General features: G+C 40.5%; 2 protein-coding genes. Both read right to left on the reverse strand.

All coding sequences use genetic code 11. From position 1 onward, the window contains the following. Positions 1-20: 20 nt before the first annotated feature. Positions 21-230 carry a hypothetical protein gene (locus HL054_RS22275; protein WP_259543969.1) on the reverse strand — a complete coding sequence of 70 codons (210 nt, stop codon included), beginning with the start codon at positions 228-230 and terminating at the stop codon, positions 21-23. Positions 231-239: 9 nt separating this feature from the next. After that, positions 240-452 (reverse strand): lipoprotein, encoded by a 213-nt coding sequence (locus tag HL054_RS22365; RefSeq protein WP_440347965.1) that lies wholly within the window; start codon positions 450-452, stop codon positions 240-242. Positions 453-506: the final 54 nt, after the last annotated feature.

The following is a 506-nucleotide window of genomic DNA, read 5'->3' on the forward strand; positions in this document are numbered from 1 at the left end:
TGGGTAGTATTGGTGGTAATTCATTGATAGATTTCTCGTTCACGAGCGATACGATCTCTCATTTCACTATAAATATCAGAGAATTCTTGGTTGATTACAGCACTAGTATTTCGTTTACATTGAGTATCCCCTTGATAAACACTGTACTCCGTGCTACGTGCAATCACTTGCTCACGGATAAACTGGCGTACAAATGGGCGAATTGCTTCCTTAAATTCAGCCGACGTCATAGTAGTTTCCTAGTTCATGGTAGTTACAATTATTGCTGCCGTATTTGCAGCATTGACAGCAGCCATAGCCGCTGCATCATTATTGTCTTGGTCTTGAAACCTCTTGACACAAGCTCTGTAGTCTTTGGTAAGTGGGTATTGTTGTTCACACTTATCATAACGGTCGTCATAACAACCTGTAAGTGTAAGAGCAATCAGTACAGCAATGATGTATTTATTCATACTTACATTCCGTAGATTGGCAATCCCTGCACTTAATTTCACTCACCTTCACCG

It is taken from the genome of Modestobacter versicolor (assembly GCF_041028285.1).
In the GTDB taxonomy this organism is placed as follows: Bacteria; Actinomycetota; Actinomycetes; order Mycobacteriales; family Geodermatophilaceae; genus Modestobacter; species Modestobacter versicolor_A.

Coding starts and splice junctions, on each gene's coding strand:
- HL054_RS22365 (WP_440347965.1), bottom strand. CDS start 452: ATGAATAAATACATCATTGCTGTACTGATTGCTCTTACACTTACAGGT.
- HL054_RS22275 (WP_259543969.1), bottom strand. CDS start 230: ATGACGTCGGCTGAATTTAAGGAAGCAATTCGCCCATTTGTACGCCAG.